At 55.5% G+C, this 13,894-nt stretch carries 13 protein-coding genes; 7 read left to right on the top strand and 6 right to left on the bottom strand.

Annotation, left to right across the window (positions count from 1 at the left end; translation table 11 throughout):
- Positions 1-24 precede the first annotated feature (24 nt).
- The 3 genes from DDA898_RS05485 to DDA898_RS05475 are packed head-to-tail and all read left to right on the top strand — an operon-like array spanning position 25 to position 1,728.
- Positions 25-576 carry a SiaB family protein kinase gene (locus DDA898_RS05485; RefSeq protein ID WP_038910479.1) on the top strand — a complete coding sequence of 184 codons (552 nt, stop codon included), beginning with the start codon at positions 25-27 and terminating at the stop codon, positions 574-576.
- Positions 577-578: 2 nt separating this feature from the next.
- Positions 579-998 (top strand): DUF1987 domain-containing protein, encoded by a 420-nt coding sequence (locus DDA898_RS05480; RefSeq protein WP_013316791.1) that lies wholly within the window; start codon positions 579-581, stop codon positions 996-998.
- A 4-nt stretch (positions 999-1,002) separates the two neighbouring features.
- Positions 1,003-1,728 carry a GGDEF domain-containing protein gene (locus DDA898_RS05475; protein WP_013316790.1) on the top strand — a complete coding sequence of 242 codons (726 nt, stop codon included), beginning with the start codon at positions 1,003-1,005 and terminating at the stop codon, positions 1,726-1,728.
- Positions 1,729-1,829: 101 nt separating this feature from the next.
- Here the strand turns inward: DDA898_RS05475 and DDA898_RS05470 are convergent, their stop codons facing one another.
- Positions 1,830-2,171 (bottom strand): zinc ribbon domain-containing protein YjdM, encoded by a 342-nt coding sequence (locus DDA898_RS05470; RefSeq protein ID WP_013316789.1) that lies wholly within the window; start codon positions 2,169-2,171, stop codon positions 1,830-1,832.
- 349 nt (positions 2,172-2,520) lie between these two features.
- On the opposite strand from DDA898_RS05470, the gene DDA898_RS05465 reads away from it, so the two are divergent.
- On the top strand, positions 2,521-3,741 hold the full coding sequence (locus tag DDA898_RS05465) for an MFS transporter (protein WP_038900522.1): 1,221 nt from the start codon (positions 2,521-2,523) through the stop codon (positions 3,739-3,741).
- Between the two features lie 64 nt (positions 3,742-3,805).
- Here DDA898_RS05465 and DDA898_RS05460 read toward each other — a convergent pair whose 3' ends face one another.
- The 3 genes from DDA898_RS05460 to DDA898_RS05450 form a co-directional block, all read right to left on the bottom strand.
- The gene (locus DDA898_RS05460; RefSeq protein ID WP_038910478.1) at positions 3,806-5,569 is read right to left on the bottom strand and encodes an L-tyrosine/L-tryptophan isonitrile synthase family protein; all 1,764 of its coding nucleotides are present in this window, start codon (positions 5,567-5,569) and stop codon (positions 3,806-3,808) included.
- Positions 5,570-5,835: 266 nt separating this feature from the next.
- Positions 5,836-6,516, bottom strand: coding sequence for an HAD family hydrolase (locus DDA898_RS05455; protein ID WP_038910477.1), 681 nt, complete (start codon positions 6,514-6,516; stop codon positions 5,836-5,838).
- Between the two features lie 3 nt (positions 6,517-6,519).
- Complete coding sequence (locus DDA898_RS05450) at positions 6,520-7,611, bottom strand: L-tyrosine/L-tryptophan isonitrile synthase family protein (protein ID WP_107768443.1); 1,092 nt, start codon at positions 7,609-7,611, stop codon at positions 6,520-6,522.
- Positions 7,612-8,639: 1,028 nt separating this feature from the next.
- Here DDA898_RS05450 and DDA898_RS05445 point away from each other — a divergent pair.
- Positions 8,640-9,851 carry an MFS transporter gene (locus DDA898_RS05445; protein ID WP_038910476.1) on the top strand — a complete coding sequence of 404 codons (1,212 nt, stop codon included), beginning with the start codon at positions 8,640-8,642 and terminating at the stop codon, positions 9,849-9,851.
- Positions 9,852-9,905: 54 nt separating this feature from the next.
- On the opposite strand, the gene DDA898_RS05440 is transcribed toward DDA898_RS05445, so the two are convergent.
- A complete protein-coding gene (locus DDA898_RS05440; RefSeq protein ID WP_038900518.1) occupies positions 9,906-10,817 on the bottom strand; it encodes a LysR family transcriptional regulator in 912 nt (303 codons plus the stop codon).
- Positions 10,818-10,918: 101 nt separating this feature from the next.
- On the opposite strand from DDA898_RS05440, the gene DDA898_RS05435 reads away from it, so the two are divergent.
- Both DDA898_RS05435 and DDA898_RS05430 read left to right on the top strand, forming a co-directional pair.
- Entirely contained in the window at positions 10,919-12,064 is a 1,146-nt protein-coding gene (locus DDA898_RS05435) for a DSD1 family PLP-dependent enzyme (protein WP_038910475.1), read from the top strand.
- Between the two features lie 10 nt (positions 12,065-12,074).
- Entirely contained in the window at positions 12,075-13,001 is a 927-nt protein-coding gene (locus DDA898_RS05430) for an ornithine cyclodeaminase family protein (protein WP_038910473.1), read from the top strand.
- A gap of 167 nt (positions 13,002-13,168) precedes the next feature.
- Here the strand turns inward: DDA898_RS05430 and DDA898_RS05425 are convergent, their stop codons facing one another.
- Positions 13,169-13,747: a YbhB/YbcL family Raf kinase inhibitor-like protein gene (locus tag DDA898_RS05425; protein ID WP_033111673.1), complete on the bottom strand. Its 579-nt coding sequence runs from the start codon at positions 13,745-13,747 to the stop codon at positions 13,169-13,171.
- Positions 13,748-13,894 lie beyond the last annotated feature (147 nt).

Here is a 13,894-nt window from a genome sequence, read left to right as displayed (position 1 = left end):
TTATCAACCAGGTAAAACCGGAACATGTCCGAAACGAAGTACGCTGAATTCTTTGACCTCACCCAACAGCAAAATATCGCGCTGTACTACGTGGGGTACTTTTCGCAAAACATCATCTGCTCGCTGGCGGAAACGGTGCGGCTGCAACTGGAAAAAAGCCGGGTGCCGCCCAATGTGCGCCGCAAGCTGTTTTCCAGCTTTGTGGAAATGGTGCAGAACATCATCCATTACTCCGCCTCGGCGCTCACGTCGGAAGAGCAGAAAAATGAAATCCGTCACGGTTCGGTGTGTATCGGTTTTGAGGCGGGAAAATACTTTTTGTTGAGCGCCAATCGGATCTATCCGGCGGATGCGGAAAAACTGCGTCAGCGGCTGGAGCCGCTGTGCGCGATGACGCTTGATGAAATCCGGCTTGCCTATAAGGCCTCGCTGCGTGAAGACGTTCCGACTTCCAGCAAAGGCGCGGATATCGGCCTGTTGACCGTGGCCCGCGACGCCAGCGAGCCACTGCAATTCACCTTTCGTAGCGATGCCACCACCGGGCTCTCCACGTTTTATCTGAAGGCGGTGATTTAACCATGACAGACATAATAACAACGGACAATCTCTATCTCGCCGGCACGGCCAGCACGCCGACTGTGGATTTTCGCTTTGACACACATCAGCTTTCGCTGTCCGGGGAGTCTTATCCGGAAAACGCGGCGGCATTTTACGGCCCTCTGATTGAGCGGATTCAGCGCTATCTGCAGGCTCGCCTCGCCACCACGGCAACGCCGTCGGCACGCATTGATGTGCATGTGTCGCTGCCCTACTTCAACAGCTCCAGCACCAAAATGCTGTTCAGCCTGTTTAATATTCTCGATCAGGCCGCGCAGCAGCAGCTTCCCATCGCGCTGCACTGGTATTACGACCAGGAAGACGACATCGCCGAGGAGTTCGGGCAGGAGCTGCATATCGATTTTTCGGCGCTCGAATTCCACCCTCACATTCTGGAGTAACGGCATGAGTAGCTATGAACTGTTCACCCCCGAATACGACATCCTGCTGTCGGCCCGCAACATCGCCGCACAGGCCGATATGCCGGCGGAGGTGTACCGGGAAAGCCTGATTATGCTGGCGGAACACTATCAGCGGCTGGTGCGGGAAACTCACCGGTTGATTACCCGCAGCGACCGCGCGGAACGGGAACTGACCCGCCTTAATACCCAATTACATCAGTTAGCGGTGGAACTGGAGTACAAAGCCACCCACGACCCGCTGACCGATGTATTCAACCGCAGCGCGATCATCGACCTGGTCGACCATGCGCTGGAGCAGGATCAGGCGGCGCTGATTGTGCTGGATATCGACCACTTCAAGCAGGTCAACGATGCCTACGGTCATCCGACCGGCGATGCGGTGATCTGCTCGCTGATCGCCCGTATCCGCGACGTCTTGCAGGGAAAAGGCAGTATTGGCCGCGTCGGCGGCGAGGAATTCACCATCCTGCTGGATGGCTACACCTTGATGGCGGCGGTGGACGTCGCCGAGCACATCCACGCCAGTCTGAATGGCGCCGCGCTGGAAGCGCTGCCTCAGCAGAAGGTGACCGCCAGCTTCGGCGTCAGTTGGGCGCCGCCGCGCACCGGATTCGACACCCTGTACAGTACAGCCGACACCGCGCTGTACCGGGCCAAGCATCAGGGCCGCAATCGGGTGGAATACATGCCGATCGACGCGGTCAGCTAAAAAACAGCGCCGCCCAGAGCAATCCGGGCAGCGCGATACATTAATTGCTAATTGCTAATTGCTAATTGCTAATTGCTAATTGCTAATCGCTAGCGTTCAGGTCAGTTTTTCTTCACAAATTCAGATTTCAGCTTCATCGCGCCAAAACCGTCGATCTTGCAATCGATATTGTGATCGCCTTCCACCAGACGAATCCCCTTCACGCGGGTGCCGATTTTCAGCGTCGACGAGCTGCCTTTGACTTTCAGATCCTTGACGACGGTAACGGTATCGCCGTCCGCCAGCAGGTTGCCGTTGGCGTCGCGCACCACCAGCCCTTCTTCCTGCGCGCCGCTGTCGCCCTGCGCCGACCACACGTGCCCGCATTCCGGGCAGTTAAGCATGGCATCATCCTGCCAGGTGTATTCAGACTGACATTTCGGGCAAGCGGGCAACTGTTGCATACAAATCCTCATTAAAACCAAATAAGTTAGATAAAATTTAAAGATATCAATGGATAAAAAATCCTGTATTTCTTATTTTATCGCCTTTCCCCGTGCGCCGACAGCGAAAAGAGCCGGACAAATCAATATTCCTAACCTTTAGCCATCAAAGCCACTCAATTCATTCACTTTTCTTTTCATCACCACGTTATCTTAACGGCCACCACGTGCCGTAGGTTTTCAATACGCTCTAGCGCACATCATCCGTTATTTTTTACTTACATCTGTGGAGAAAACTTCAGTTTAATAAAACAACAGCTTGGGTAAACTGAACACTTTTCATTACAACCGCCGTCGTGGATAACAACCTGTGGAAACCGCTTCCCCACTTAAAAACCCCACTTTTCTGTGTTTCTGGCTTGGACAAATCGCCTCTTCCTTCGCATTTCAGATGCTGGTGGTCGGGATTGGCTGGCAGATGTATGACCTGACCAACAGCGCCCTGAATCTGGGACTGGTCGGATTGGCGCAGTTTCTGCCACAGCTGGCGCTGACGCTGGTTGCCGGCCACACCGTGGATCAGTACAACCGCCGCGTGATTATCCTGTGCTGCCGCCTGCTGATGGCCGCCACCATACTGGTGCTGGTAATCGGCAACGTCACCCATACCATCAGCGCCGCCATGATTTACGCCTGCTCGGCGCTGCTGGGCGCGACGCGGGCATTTGAAATGCCGGCCACGCAGGCGCTGCTGCCGAACCTGATCGCGCCCGCTCTGCTGTCCCGCGCCGTGGCGCTGATGGCGTCCGCCCGCGAAGCCACGGTCATCGTCGGCCCGGCGCTCGGCGGCCTGATTTACCTGATCGGCGCCACCACGCTTTACGCCACCAGCGTAGCCTGCTTTCTGCTGTCGTTTCTGGTGTTGCTCAACCTGCGCTATGAATACAAGGCGCTGGCCCGCACGCCGGTGAGCCTGGAAAGTCTGTTTGGCGGCATGAACTTCATTCGCCGCAATCCGGTGATTCTGGGGTCCATCTCGCTGGATATGTTCGCCGTGCTGCTCGGCGGCGCCACCGCGCTGTTGCCCATCGTCGCCAAAGATATCCTGCACACCGGCCCGTGGGGACTGGGGCTGCTGCGCTGCGCGCCCGCGCTCGGCGCGGTACTGATGTCTGTTTATCTGGGCCGGCGTCCGCTCACCCGCAACGTCGGTAAAATCATGTTCTCGGCGGTCGCGATGTTCGGTGTCGCCACCATCGCGTTTGGCCTGTCCACCAATCTGTTTCTGTCGTTGTTCGCGTTGCTGTTTCTGGGCGCGTCCGACATGGTCAGCGTGGTGATCCGTTCAACGCTGGTGCAACTGGAAACGCCGGATGACATGCGCGGCCGGGTCAGCGCCGCCAACTCCATCTTCATCGGCACTTCCAATCAACTGGGGGAATTTGAATCCGGCGTGACCGCCGCCTGGCTGGGGGTCGTGCCGGCCATCGTTCTGGGGGGCGCCGGCACCCTGCTGGTGGTGGCGCTGTGGATGAAATACTTCCCGACGCTGACCCAGCGCCAGACGCTGGAGGCGGGAGAAAACACGTAGGACTTGCCGGTATGGATAACGGGGCGGATTCGCCCCGTTCATACTGCGCATCGTACCGTGACGATTAAAACACCTGCACCCGCCACAGCTCACGACCGCGCGATGCTTCGGTCATCGACAGCCGGCCGTGCAGCGTCTGCCAGTTATCGATGATCAGCAGGTCGCCCTGATCCCAGTCATGGGCAATCATGCAGCGCTCATCGTACACCAGTCGGTCAAGTTCCTCGATGAAGGCCTGGCTTTCCTGCCCGGAAACGCCTTCCACCTCAACGGTAAACTTCTGCAGCTCGGAGTCGCTGCCCTCCTGATAGCGGAACGCCTTTTTACCGGTTTTCGGGTGCGCGTACACCAGCGGATAAGTACGAGGTTTGCCGCCGAAATAGGTCATCGGGGTGTTATAGGTGATGTGAACGTCTTCCCATTTTTTCACCACGTCCGGGCCGACCATATCCATCACGATACGGCCATCCACCACCGTGGTGCTGCCTTCGCCTTTCTTCGGCGGGGTTTTGCAGTACAGCATGAAGCGCTCCGCGGTAAACCAGGGGTTGCCGCCGACCTGCTCGTGATCCAGCCGGATCATGCTTAGGTCCCAGTGTATCGGCGTTTTCTCCAGCGAATGTACGAATCCGCTTGGTTTTTCCTCCGGTTTCACCACATGCACCGCGCCGAACTGCCACTGGAAAATCTCGCCGAACGGCTGGCAAAAACTTTCCAACTGCTCGCTGCGCTCAAACTGCACGCCCTTGATACACACGAAGCCAAACTGGGCGGACAGGAACGCCAGAAACGCCGGCGACAGCGCCTCAACCCCCAGCCCCTGCGGATCGTCAATCTTCAGGCCGAACAACGGTTGCTTGAGTAACTCGTAATCAAACTTCCTGGCGCTGGCGTCCCCGGTTTCCACATACACCCAGGGATGTCCCTGATAGGTCACCAGCACATGGTGGTCTTTATCAACGCTGGCATGGCCCAGCAGGGAAACATTTCCCGACGCCGACAGCACCGGCACGCTGTGCCACGGTTGGCGCACGGTGGCGAGGCCGTCGGCAAAACCAAAGGTAAATTTCGGGCCGTCGTTGTCATACTGATGAACCGACAGGCGAATCGCGTCAGGGAAGGCTCGCTCCACCAGCGCGCTCAAGGCCTGGCCGCGGTACATCATCTGATAGGCTTTTTCCGCCACACTGTTCAGGTAGTCTTCATTAGACTGCTGAGGCTGCCGGTTCAGCCGCACATCGTTATACAAATAACTGCAGACTTTATCGTGCGTCGCCGCCAGCTCCTCATGATTCCCGACGCGCTTGATAAAATCAGCGATTCCTTTGTACGGTAATCCGGCTGATTTAATCAGCGCTTTACGAGTGTCATCGTCCGAGCGCGTTTCCGGGAGGAAATCTCCGAGCGCTTTCCATTCAATATAAGGTGACTGAATCAACGCGCGTAGCTGCTGGTTATATTCTTTACGGGTCGTATCCGGAACCTCGACAATATCATTAAAGGTTGTGCCATCGCTCAGAATGGTTACCTGACAGCCGGGTTCATATAACGCCTGAATCGCTTTCGCCAGTAATTCCAGACGATTGATGGAAATCACGTCGCCATAATCCGGCAAAACGCCGAACGTCTTATCGACAATATTGGGGGATTTGCAGGGGAAACCTGGCAGCACAAACCTGACGGGCTCACCAGCGCTCAGGAAGGCGCTGATTTGTTTTTCCAAAAATACACGTCCTTCCGGCTCAAAGCGATCATCCTGTGTCTGAACCAGATAGGATTTTACGATATCGGCTATCTTGTTAGCCGTCTCATTCAAATTATCGTGCATAATTCTACTCCATTAATATTGGGTATTTTCCATTGTTTCCGCTCAGGGTAAAAACTTGTTTCCACTCAAATGAAAAACAATGCATCGAATTTTCCTTGCACTCATAGCTAATAGATAGGCACGCCATTTCACACTGAAACAGCGCCGTATCCAGAAAAATAAAAATATAAATTAAAATATAAAGACAACGAATTATTAATAATATCCGACGCCACCGGCATCATTGCTGATGAATATCAATCAGAAAAAGTACGCTTTCCCGCTTTTCAGCGAGAGGTAACAAGCGCCTGTAATGTCAGGTGCTGACGCAGGCAGGTATTTAATTCCACCACGTCATGGCAAACAGAATTCGGCTGCCAGTCGGCCATGTTATCGCCATATCCCCACGTCACGTAAGCGACGTAAACGCCGGCGCGATTTGCCGTTTGTACGTCAATCGACGTATCGCCCACATACAGACACTGCTCGCTCGTCGTCTCCAGTGCGGTCATCACCTGCTGCAAACCGCTAATATCCGGCTTGAGCGGTCGATCGGACCGGGCGCCATATACCAACTCAAAAGTATCTGGCGGAAATAACGCCTGCAGGATGCGGTTGGACAGCACGTCATCTTTATTGGTCAATACCGCCAGCCGGACGCCCTGCGCTTTTAGCTCGGCAACCAGTTCCTTCACGCCGGCATAGCAGACGGTATCGTGCAGACAATGCGCCTGATACAGCGCATGGTAGCGTTGCGACAGCGCCGCCGTATCCCCAATACCATGATGTCTGGCGGCGGCGGCCAGCATGTTCCCCGACCCGCCGCCGATATGCGCCCTGACAATGAACGCCGGGTCCGGCGTTACGCCTAATCCGCTCAGCGCCTGACGCAACGCAAACGCGATGCCGGGCAAGGTATCGACCAGCGTACCGTCCAGATCGAAAATCGCCGCTTTATTTACCGACATAGATTACTCCGCCTTTATTTGAGTACTGGCGTCGTTTATTTGGGTACTGACGCTATTTATTTGAGTATTGGTATTTTTTATTTGACTATTGGTATTGTTTATTTGAGTACTAACATAGTGAAAAGGACGTCCCGATTTGAAGATCAGGTGATAATGGCGTTCATCCACATTGCTGCGCTTTTCCAGATAAATATCAGCGCCCCGCTTCACCGCCACCGAATGCCACGGCGTCCGCCAGCGATCTTTTACCGGAGCCAGCCTGATGCCGATTTTTTTGGAAATACGAAATTGCGGGTGAATCGACAGGCGCACCGCCTGCGGGAATCTCTCTTCCAGATGTTTGCTCCAGGCTTCACTGCGCTGAATCACGCGGTAGGCCGCCACGCGGGCCACTTTCTGGATTTGCGCGTTGCTGACGCCGGCAAACTCATCCATGCCGCCGTAATCCTCGCACAGAAAACGCGTCACGCCTTTATACATGGAGGCGGCCTCAGGTTCTTCTTTTACCCTATTCTTCAGCGCCAATAACGACGTGCCGTACTGAATCATCAATTCTTCCCGCAGGGAATCGAGATGCTTGATTTCCGGATAGGTATTAATCAGGTCATACATAAAAAACATACCCGGATATTTTTTCGTGCAATAGTCGCCGATAATATCCGTGTAATCTTTTACCTGACTGTCGGGGATTTTGACCACATCGGAAAATACATAGCCGTCAGAACAAATACCGATAACGGCGCCAGGCTGATAAACGCGGCGAATCTCCTGACATAACTCATGCAAATTATCCAGTGCATAAAGTTCGGCATAATCAGGAAGATGCCCCAGCGTTTTCTTGCGATTCGGCGACTTTCCCGGAAAGGCGGGAAGAATCATGACTATCGGTTGCTGCTGACTGACCGCTTGCATCACCGTATCGAGATGCGGCGCGACTTCATCTTCATAACGGTAATTTTCCTGACCGCTCCCTTCCACCAGACAACGGCGTGCGAATATCTTTTCAATAATCGCCAACGCGATTTCTTTCACGCCGGTCTCCATCAGAAAATCATTGGCACCATTCAGCCAGCTTTCTTTTCTCTGAATATTCATCTGAATAACCTTAATATATGTTTTATACCCGTCATACATCAGATGACAGGTACCGCGGCGGCGTTATACCCGCCATACTTCACGTTGCAGGTGTGTTGGCTGCATTCAAATCGACTTACGCCGATTTGTCGCTCACCCAAATCACTTACCTGAGTAAGCTCATCGGGATTCACGCGCTTCCTATTTTCCTGCAATTTGTTTCCTGCAATTTGCATTGTTTAGGGTATAACACCCGTTACTAATCAAGTTATTTGATTAAGAATCCGGTTTTTTCTCAAAAAATGAGAGCATGAAAAAATATCTTATCTGCGGGAAATTTCGCTGTGAGCTTAAGTCGATATTTTTAGGTCGTCAATAGAACTTATTGAATATAAAACCCACCTTTTTTGAATAATGGAAAATGCTCTACTGCAACTATTTACACGCGAAATTTATAATAAAAAAATCAATAGAATTACAATATGACTATTACTTTCCATAAAAGATACACGCGACCGGTCGCAAAGCTATTTTCTTAACCAGAAAATAATAAGAAAATAATTTCCATCCCGTCTCTCCATCCACATGCTTATCCGGCAACTAAAACGATTCATGAACGAAGAAAAACCAGCCAAAACGCTGTCGCCACAAAAATAACTGATGGATAACAGCCAGAAAAACAGCCATTTTTCATCACATCATTCGCATTCAGATATTTAACACGTTTATTGTCGCCTTTATTTCCCGCCAATTACCCTATGATTACTGACTACTCGTCACCAGGCTCATAGAGTGTAATTTCCTTTTCCGTATACAGAACATCGTTTTCGTATACAGAACATTGTTCGGATATCGCCTGCATTGAAAATAATTCATTTCATCTGATGCTAATCATTTCCCGTGAATTTAATATTTCACCACCACATATTTGTAACAATATATTTACCCATCATCAACGCAACGGTTCAGCGCTTCCGGTAGCAAGCGGCTCGCCATCGGCGAAAGCGTCAGGATAGAATTAGCGAACCAATGATGAAGGGAAGAGTGGTATGAAAAAAGGGTATCGCAATATTATTCTGCTGTTCATCGGGCAAGGGTTAACCGGCTCCATCGTTTCTTTACTGACGTTGACCTCTACCCTGGCGGGCAAAAGTCTGTCCCCGGTTCCCTCTCTCGCCACCTTACCCGTCACCGCCACCGTATGCGGCTCCACGCTGATGGTCTATTTCGTCTCTTCGCTGATGAGCCAATACGGCAGAAGAACGGCATTTTTGATCGGCGGCCTCATCGGGCTTATCGGCAGCGTGCTGGCCGCGATTGCACTGTATTACCGCTCTTTTACCTTATTTACCTTGTCCACGTTGATTCTGGGAGGCGCCACGGTATTCAACCAGTATTATCGTTTCGCCGCCGCCGAAGTGTCGGACAATGACGCCAGGAATAAAAAAGCGACCTCGCTGGTGATTGGCAGCGGCGTCATCGGCGGTTTTTTAGGTCCCTTCGTCGCCGGGCACGGCATCATGATGTTTGACCGCTATCCGTATCTGGGCGCCTTTCTTATCGCCGCCGTCATTTTTTTACTGGTGCTGGCGACGCAAAATTTTATCAATCTGCCGCATACCACGCCCTCGCCCGCGATGCGGACCGGCGCGCCGGGTAACACGCATTACCCGGCAGCGCTGCGATCGCCGGCCTTTATAACCGGCACCGTCAGCTGCGCGGTCGGATTCGCCATCATGACCCTGATCATGAATTCGACGCCGCTGGCGATGTCTCATCATCATTTTGATATCCATGCGAGCGCAACGGTGCTGCAATGGCATTTCTTCGCCATGTACGCGCCGGCGCTGTGTTTACCGTTGCTGATGAATATCCTGAGCACACCGGTGACGATCGTTATCGGCGCCTTGTTTTTCATCGCCGGCACCGGCACCGCGTTAATCAATACGGACATGACCGGTTACGTCCTCTCGTTGATGTTGGTGGGACTGGGCTGGTCTTTTATGTTCAGTGGCGGCACGTTCCTGATTAACGGCATAAAAGAGGAAACGCTCAAACATAAACTGCAGGGGATCAATTCACTGGCGACCTATTCCTTCAACCTGATCGCGGCATTGGGGGCAGGCTTGTTCATGAGCGGGGAAGGCGGCTGGCGCGTGGTGAATATCGTCTCGCTGGCGATTATGGCGTTCTTCGTCCTCTATTTGTGTCTGACCAGCAAATTCTGTCCGACCAATAAACCAAAGGACAAAGCGATATAGCCTGATGCGTTTGAATCGCGCACCGGCCTAGACAATGATTCCGCGTACGTATCGCTACGCGCGCCAGGGGACCGGAGCCAGTAACGCTTTCAGTATTTCAACGAACCGCTCCATACGGGCCGCGCGCCCGGCACGAGGCCCGAGCAGAGCGACGACATCCGCGTTTGGCAGGCGCCAGTCAGGCATCACCTCGACCAGACGCCCGGCTTTCAGGTCGTCGGCGATCGCCCATTCGGAGCGCTGAATCAGGCAAAGCCCGGCGACGGCCCAGTTCCTGACTACCTCACCGTCATTGCTGGTAAAGACGGGCCTGATACGCACGGTCTTTGTCTCGCCATCGTCGCGACGAGCGAATCCCCACAACGACGCATCCGCCCGGTCTTCCCGCAGCACGCCGCACACATGGCGGGGAAGATCCATCGGATGCGTGGGCATACCGTGTTGCGCCAGATAATCCGGCGCGGCGCACAGAATACGGCGGTTGGGCGCCAGCGGCCGCAGCGCCAGGCTGGAATCGGTCAACGGACCGACATGAATCAACACATCCCAGTCATCAATATCCAGCGTACCAATCGGCGCATCCGACAGCATCAGCGAGGGTTCGATGGTTGGAAACTGTCGACACATGCGCGTCACCGCCTCCGCCACATAGGCGCGCCCAAACCCCAGCGGCGCCAGCACCCTCAACGGGCCGATCACCTCATTTCGCCGCTCGGCAAGCAAGGCCGCGATCCCCTCGATTTGATCCAAAACATCGGCGCCCTTCTCCGCCAGCAAGGCGCCTTCCGCCGTCAGGTGGTAGCGATGGCTGGAACGATCGACAAGTTGCACCCCCAGACGCTGTTCCAGCGCCTGCAGGCGTTGCGTCACGGCCGGCGCCGTCACATCCAGCGCTCGCGCGGCCGCAGCCAGCGAAGAAGCGCCGGCAAGAACGGAAAAGAAATGCAGGTCCCGGGAGGTGATCATTAATGTCAGTCTTAATAACAGATGCAGTTTTGGTAAATTCCATTCTAAATGGCGGCAGGGTAAAAATCTCATACCGACAGAGCAAAAATGAGAACCACGCCATGACATTGACCGATCGGCTATCGGCTTTACCCACTCCCTCGCTCGTACTCGACGAAAAAATCATGCTGGCCAATATCGCGCGCCTGCGTGACCGCCCGGAACTCGCCGGCATCACCTTACGCCCCCACCTGAAAACGGCAAAGTCGGTGGATGTCGCCCGTCGGCTGCTCACCGGCGGCACCGGGCCGGCGACCGTTTCGACGCTGCGTGAGGCGGAAGTGTTCTTCGAATCCGGCATCAGAGACATCCTGTACGCGGTGGGCATTGCGCCGCAGAAGCTGGCCCGCGTCATCGATTTGATAAAAGCCGGTTGCGACCTGACCGTACTGCTGGACTCGATGGAGCAGGCACAAGCGGTTGTCGATGCGTCTCGCGCCTCCGGCGTCAGCATCCCAGCGCTGCTTGAGGTCGACAGTGACGGCCACCGCAGCGGTCTGCCGCCGGCATCGCCGTCGCTGATTGCGATCGGTCGCGTGCTGCACGACGGCGGCGGATTGCTGCGGGGCGTACTGACACATGCGGGAGAAAGCTACGGCGTGGCCGGCGCCGGCGCCCACGCGGCGTTCGCCGAACAGGAGCGTAGCGCGGCGGTGACCGCGGCCGACAACCTGCGTCAGGCCGGCTTGCCTTGCCCCATCGTCAGCGTCGGTTCAACGCCCACCGCACACGCCGCCCGCAATCTGGCCGGCGTGACCGAAGTGCGGGCTGGCGTCTACGTCTTTTTCGATCTGGTGATGGCCGGGATCGGCGTATGCCGAACCGACGATATCGCCCTGTCCGTGCTGACCACCGTTATTGGTCATCAGGCCGCGCGCGGCTGGATCATGGTCGATGCCGGCTGGATGGCGCTCTCGCGCGATCGCGGCACCGCGAATCAGGCGGTCGATCAGGGATACGGCCTCGTCTGCGATGACCACGGCAAGATCATCCCCGATCTTATCGTCACCGCGGTCAATCAGGAGCACGGCATTATTGCATTGCGCCCCGGCAGCGACAGACCGTTGCCGGATCTGCCGGTCGGCACGCGGCTGCGCGTTCTGCCGAATCACGCCTGCGCGACGGCAGGCCAGTTCGGCGCCTATCAGGTTATTCCTGCGCAAGCGGACGCGCCGCTGTCGCAATGGTCACGTTTCGGTGGATGGTGAGGTAGCAATCATGTTTTTAATCAATGAGAAAGACAGTGCAACATTAGCCAGTCACGCGATGGCCTATGAGGCGGTGCGTGCCGCGCTGATCGATGCGGTGCATCCCGCCACCGCCAACTTCCCCGTCGTCCACGGTCATGGTTCCGATCCCGGCAACCGGTTTACCGTGAAGTCAGGCGCCACGCCGGAGCTGGCAGGGCTGAAAGTAGGTTCTTACTGGCCGGGAAACCTGGCCGACGGGCTGCCGTGCCATAACTCGATCATTTTTCTTTTCGACCAGTCGAGAGGAGTTATCGACTCAGCGGTAGAAGCTGGAACGCTTAACGCCTATCGCACCGCAGCCGCCGATGCGGTTGCCACCGATGTGCTGGCGCGTGCCGACGCCTCGGTGCTGGCGGTTTTCGGCACCGGTCATCAGGCACGCTACGAGGTTGAAGCGGTAGCGCGCATCCGCCCGATTAAAGAGATTCTCGTGGTCGGCCGTTCCGACGCCGCCACCCAAAATATGGTGGACGCTCTGCGCGCCAACGCGCTGCCGGCGCGGGCGTGTCAGGCGGAAGCGGCCTGTCGGGCGGCGGACATTATCATTACCGCCACCACCGCCAGAGCGCCGCTCTTTGATGCCGCCTGGGTCCGCCCCGGCACGCACGTCTCCTCAATGGGGTCGGACGCCGCCGGCAAACAAGAGCTGCCTGTCGAATTGCTGGCGGCCGGCAAATTGTTCTGCGATCTGCCGGCGCAATCCCGCCGTATTGGCGAATTCCAGCACGCGGGCGACGATAAAGCCGTTTTCGCCATTGGCGATGTGCTTTCCGGCAACATCACCGGCCGTGAAGCGGCGTCTGACATCACCGTTTTCGACAGTTCCGGCCTGGCGATTCAGGACCTGTATGTGGCGAAAGCCGTGATTGAGGCCTGGCGACGTCAGCACGCTTAAGCCGCACAACGTAACGATAAAACCGAACACCGTCCCATCAGGCACAGGGCTTGATGAATGACGGTGTTTGATGCGAAAAGTCGATAAATATCAGGCGGTGTGACAGGAAAATCGCTCTCCGCTGCGCGGCGGAGAGCGCCAAGAGCAGCGACCAACCTCTCAAACGGTTACTGCGCCGGACGGCCGTAGTAAGCGGTGAAACTGGCTTTAGCCAGCGTATTGGCATTAATCATGTAGCCGCCAAGCGCCGGATTGGCCTCTTTAGCAACATCCAGCGTTTTGGTCTTCAGCGCGTAGACGGTAAAGATGTAGCGGTGCGGTTTGTCGCCCGCCGGCGGACAAACGCCGCCCCAGGCCTCTACCCCGTAGTCGATACGCGCCTGACGCGCGCCGGCTGGCAGGCGTTTACCGCCAATTTCGCCGGCGTTAGCGGCAAGGCCGTTCACATTCGCCGGAATATTGAACACCATCCAGTGCCACCAACCGGAACCGGTCGGCGCATCCGGATCATAAACGGTAACGGCAAAACTCTGGGTACCCGTCGGCGCGCCACGCCAGTTAAGAGCAGGAGACTGATTCAAGCCGTTACAGCCGAAACCGTTGAACTCAAAGCTGGCTGGCAGCGTGCTATTGGGGGCGATAGTCGGGCTGGAGAGCGTCAGGGTCTCCGCGTGCGCCGCAACGTTCATAAATAAACCGGCGAACAGCGGCGCGCAGACGCGAATCAGGGGTAAACCCGTTTTCATAGTAGTATTCCTGTGACTCATGGTAGGCTTGGCTGGCCATCCATCGCCATGCCGCGCATGACGGCGATAGCGGGGATGAATGTCAGAACACAGACTGAACTGTGCTGCCAATGGTAGCGCGCCGGCGCCCTTCCCACTGTTCCGCCT

The organism is Dickeya dadantii NCPPB 898 (assembly GCF_000406145.1).
GTDB classification, from domain to species: Bacteria; Pseudomonadota; Gammaproteobacteria; order Enterobacterales; family Enterobacteriaceae; genus Dickeya; species Dickeya dadantii.
This window is presented reverse-complemented; position numbering and strand designations above follow the sequence as displayed.

Coding starts and splice junctions, on each gene's coding strand:
- DDA898_RS05460 (WP_038910478.1), bottom strand. CDS start 5,569: ATGCACGATAATTTGAATGAGACGGCTAACAAGATAGCCGATATCGTA.
- DDA898_RS05470 (WP_013316789.1), bottom strand. CDS start 2,171: ATGCAACAGTTGCCCGCTTGCCCGAAATGTCAGTCTGAATACACCTGG.
- DDA898_RS05455 (WP_038910477.1), bottom strand. CDS start 6,516: ATGTCGGTAAATAAAGCGGCGATTTTCGATCTGGACGGTACGCTGGTC.
- DDA898_RS05445 (WP_038910476.1), top strand. CDS start 8,640: ATGAAAAAAGGGTATCGCAATATTATTCTGCTGTTCATCGGGCAAGGG.
- DDA898_RS05475 (WP_013316790.1), top strand. CDS start 1,003: ATGAGTAGCTATGAACTGTTCACCCCCGAATACGACATCCTGCTGTCG.
- DDA898_RS05440 (WP_038900518.1), bottom strand. CDS start 10,817: ATGATCACCTCCCGGGACCTGCATTTCTTTTCCGTTCTTGCCGGCGCT.
- DDA898_RS05480 (WP_013316791.1), top strand. CDS start 579: ATGACAGACATAATAACAACGGACAATCTCTATCTCGCCGGCACGGCC.
- DDA898_RS05450 (WP_107768443.1), bottom strand. CDS start 7,611: ATGAATATTCAGAGAAAAGAAAGCTGGCTGAATGGTGCCAATGATTTT.
- DDA898_RS05430 (WP_038910473.1), top strand. CDS start 12,075: ATGTTTTTAATCAATGAGAAAGACAGTGCAACATTAGCCAGTCACGCG.
- DDA898_RS05485 (WP_038910479.1), top strand. CDS start 25: ATGTCCGAAACGAAGTACGCTGAATTCTTTGACCTCACCCAACAGCAA.
- DDA898_RS05425 (WP_033111673.1), bottom strand. CDS start 13,747: ATGAAAACGGGTTTACCCCTGATTCGCGTCTGCGCGCCGCTGTTCGCC.
- DDA898_RS05435 (WP_038910475.1), top strand. CDS start 10,919: ATGACATTGACCGATCGGCTATCGGCTTTACCCACTCCCTCGCTCGTA.